The organism is Variovorax sp. YR752 (genome assembly GCF_943372545.1).
In genome coordinates this window covers 1-3,616 of the sequence record NZ_CALRZC010000397.1, presented here as the reverse complement: position 1 = coordinate 3,616, position 3,616 = coordinate 1, and the positions used below count along the sequence as shown (strand labels likewise).

4 protein-coding genes are annotated in these 3,616 nt (G+C 69.9%); 2 read left to right on the top strand and 2 right to left on the bottom strand.

The window, feature by feature from the left end; genetic code table 11:
- Positions 1–731: GNAT family N-acetyltransferase (locus AAG801_RS40980; protein ID WP_341893608.1), on the bottom strand; the 731-nt coding region annotated here is incomplete at its 3' end.
- Between the two features lie 337 nt (positions 732–1,068).
- On the opposite strand from AAG801_RS40980, the gene AAG801_RS40975 reads away from it, so the two are divergent.
- Complete coding sequence (locus AAG801_RS40975) at positions 1,069–1,881, top strand: ankyrin repeat domain-containing protein (RefSeq protein ID WP_341893607.1); 813 nt, start codon at positions 1,069–1,071, stop codon at positions 1,879–1,881.
- A gap of 3 nt (positions 1,882–1,884) precedes the next feature.
- Here the strand turns inward: AAG801_RS40975 and AAG801_RS40970 are convergent, their stop codons facing one another.
- Complete coding sequence (locus AAG801_RS40970) at positions 1,885–3,306, bottom strand: PLP-dependent aminotransferase family protein (RefSeq protein WP_341893606.1); 1,422 nt, start codon at positions 3,304–3,306, stop codon at positions 1,885–1,887.
- 96 nt (positions 3,307–3,402) lie between these two features.
- On the opposite strand from AAG801_RS40970, the gene AAG801_RS40965 reads away from it, so the two are divergent.
- The coding region (locus tag AAG801_RS40965; protein WP_341893605.1) for an NAD(P)H-binding protein at positions 3,403–3,616 on the top strand (214 nt) is incomplete at its 3' end.

Genomic DNA, 3,616 nt, shown 5'->3' with positions numbered 1-3,616 from the left:
GAGCGATCGAGTTCTGCGTACCAGGCATGGAAGCCCTCGAGCTCGAAGCGCAGGGGCGCGCGTTCGAGCGCGCTGGTGGGTGCGTCTTCGAGCAGCGCGGAGAGCGGCGCCATGAGCGTGGCCAGCCGATCGAAGGGCACGCGGCCTGCGTGGATCTCGAGGCGCAGCCCGTGCGCGGGTGCGAGGGCGTCGGCGCGCCAGCGCGCGAGCGCCGCCCAGTCGAGGCTGTCGAAGGCCATGCGGTTCTCGATGCTGCGGTGCTTCTCGGTCGCGCCGATGGCCGCGAGAAACGCCCGGCCTTCCGGCTGGTGGGCCCTGAAGGTCGCGGTGGTCGGGCCGCGGGCTTCCATCAGCGCCAGCAGCCGGTGCAGCAAGGTGCTGGCCACGCCCTGGCGCTGGTGCGATCGCAGCACGCCGCCCCACACGTCGATGAAAGGCGCGAAGGCCGCGTAGTCGGGCGAGCCTTCGCGGCGCACGCCCATGTTGAGGCTGCCGACGATGCGGCCCTGCGCGTCCCGCGCGAAGGCGCGGTGCACCACATACAGCGGCGTGTGCTGCTGCACGTTCTGCTGGGTGTGGGCGTCGTCGGGCTGAGGTTCGCCCGGAAAGTCTTCGTCGTGGCGCTGGCGCCAGTAGGCCAGCGCCTGCGACCATTCTTCAGCGGACGCCCGCTGCGGATCGAAAGGAGAAGTCACGAACTGCCGCGCATCGGCGGCACGGGTTTCAAGCATGGTGAGCCTTGATTCGAAAAGGGAACGGACCGCACGCGGCACACATGTGCCGGCGTGGCGTTGTCTGAATCGGACGGCGTATCGCGGCAGAACACCGCGAGGGTCGAACGGGCTGGCTGGTGGTGCCTTCAGCGGCACCGGGTGCGCGGAGAGCGCGTCAGCAGCAGTTCGGATGCGAACCGACAAACCGTACGTGGGAGGGAGAGTGAATAGCAGTGTCTTCCATCGCGCACCTCCAGTCCGGTTTGTTGATCGAGGCGTCGAATGTAGCGAGGTTCGCGCGGTCTGTGAAGTGCAAAGCGCCTGCGGCAGAATCCAAAAACCAACAGGGGATGCCATGAATCCGAAGAAGATCTTCGACGCCGCGCGCGAGGCCGATGTCGACACGGTGCGGGCCTGCATCGAAGCCGGGGCCGACCTGGCCGCCGTGAACAAGCAAGGCTTCACCGCGCTGCAGTGCGCCGCGATGGGCACGAACGAATCCGAGCTCGAACCGATCCTTGCCGTGCTGCAACTGCTGGTCGACGCCGGCAGCCCGCTCGAATACATCGGCACCGACGGCCGCACCGCGCTATACCTCGCGGCCGAGTTCTCGCCGACCACGGAGCCGGTGCAACTGCTCATCGATGCGGGCGCCAACCCCGACGTGCGCGACAGCTACGGCAACCACATCACGGAGAACGCGATGGAGGAAGAGGTCGCCGAACTGCTGTCGCGCATCACCGGCCATGCGCTGCCCGAACCACCGCCGCCCGAGCCCGACCCGGTGAAGATGAGCGCCGCACAGTGGCGCGCCGCCGAAGCGCGCATCGCCGAGGTGTTCGTCGCGCTGACGCAGGCGGGCCTGGTCGCGCTGCAGGATGCGGGCGACACGCAGTCCGATGGCTTCTCCGATTGCTCGCAAGCATTCCGCGAGCGCGGCGGCAAGAAGGCCGGCTTGCACGGCTTCTGCTTCTACACGCGGCAGGACCAGAACCGCGCCAAGCGCACCAGCCAGCTCTCGCTCGCGTTCTGGGGCGCACCCGAGGGCGGCGATGCGGACATGCAGCGCGTCGGCGAACTGGTGGTCGGCCAGTTCCGCAGCGCGGGCTTCGAGGTGCGCTGGAGCGGCGCGTCGTCGATGCGGCCTGAAGTCGATCTGCGCGCCTGAGCCTCAGCCCAACGCCGCGCGCAACCGTGTGGCGAGCTGCCGAGCCTGGGTCGGCGTGGCAACGTTGGTGAAGCCCATCAGCAGCCCCTGGCCCTCGAAGACGGCGGTGCCCCGGGCCGACAGCGGCTGGCAGTTCAGTCCGGCCTCTTGCGCGCGACGGGCCAGCACGAGGTCGCTCTCACTGCGCGCGTCGAAGCGCGCAATCAGGTGCATGCCGCCAGCCTGCAGATCGATGCGCACGCCGTCGCCGAAAGCCTTCTGCAGCGCCTCGACCAACAAGGCGCGGCGGCGCGCATAGAGCAGTCGCATCTTCTTCAGATGCCGCGAGAAATGGCCCTCGCGCATGAAGTCGGCCACCGTGGCCTGCGTGATCTGCGGGCAGCCGTTGGAGGCGATGCGCGCCGCCTCCTCGAAGCGCGCGCGCAGCGACTCGGGCACCACCAGGTAGCCCAGCGCCAGCCCCGGATACAGCACTTTCGAGAAGCTCCCCGCGTACAGCACGCGGTCGTGCCCGTCGAGGCTCTTGAGTGCGGGCAGCGGCGCGCCGGCGTAGCGGTACTCGCCGTCGTAGTCGTCCTCGACGATCCAGGCCTTGGCGCGCGAGGCCCATTCGAGCAGCTGCAGCCGGCGCGTCAGCGACATCGACACGCCCAGCGGCGCCTGGTGCGACGGCGTGACGATCGCCATGCGCGCCTTCGGCGAGCGGCGCACGCCCCGCGCAACGACCAGGCCTTCGTCGTCCACGGGCACGGGCACCACGCGGTGGCCGGCGCTGCGCAGCACGTCGTGCGTGGGGGCGAAGCCCGGGTCTTCGGTCCACACGCGGTCGTCCTTCGCGAGCAGCGTGCGCGCCACGAGCGCGAGCGACGCGCGATAGCCGCCGGTGACGAAGACCTGTGCAGGCTGGCAGGCCACGCCGCGCGACACCAGCAGGTAGGCCGCGATGGCCTCGCGCAGTGGTGCATGGCCTGCGGGGTCACCGTAGAACAGATCCGCTGCACCCATGGCGCGCGCACGGCGGGCGACCAGCCGCGCCCAGAGCTTGCGCGGAAAGGCATCGAGTGCCGGGATGCCGAGTTGCAACGGGGGCGGGGCGATGGGGCCGGCCAGTGCAGGCCCATCGGCGGCGGGCCGCGCACCGGCGCGCACGGTCCGCTGCACCGGCAGCGACGGCGACACCACCGTGCCCGCCTGCCCCTGCGCGGAGAAATAGCCTTCACCTGCGAGCTGGCTGTAGGCCGCTTCGACCGTGCCGCGCGCCACGCCCAGCTCGCCGGCCAGGCTGCGCGCCGACGCCACGCGATCGCCGGGGAGAAGCACGCCGCGTTCGATCGCCGTGCGAAAGCGCTCGTAGACCTGGCGGTGCAGCGGGGTCGATGTCGACCGGTCGATGCCGGGGAGGGTGTTGCTTGGCGCGTTGCTCATGGACCAGTCATTTTGACGATTCTTGGTTCTTTCGTCTGGGGCATCGAAATCCTAAGCTCGTGGCTTCGAACAGCCAGCAGGAAAGAAGGACACGCAATGGGCGAGAAGATATTCGTGGCGGGCGCGACCGGGGCCGTGGGCACCGCGCTGATCCCGCTGTTGGTCGAGGCCGGCCACGCGGTGTACGGCGGCACCCGCCGTGCCGATCGTGCCGCGGCGCTGGAGGCGCGCGGTGTGATGCCGGTCGTTGTCGATGCGTTCGATGCGCCGGCCTTGCGCGACGCGCTGGTGCGCATCGCGCCCACGGTCG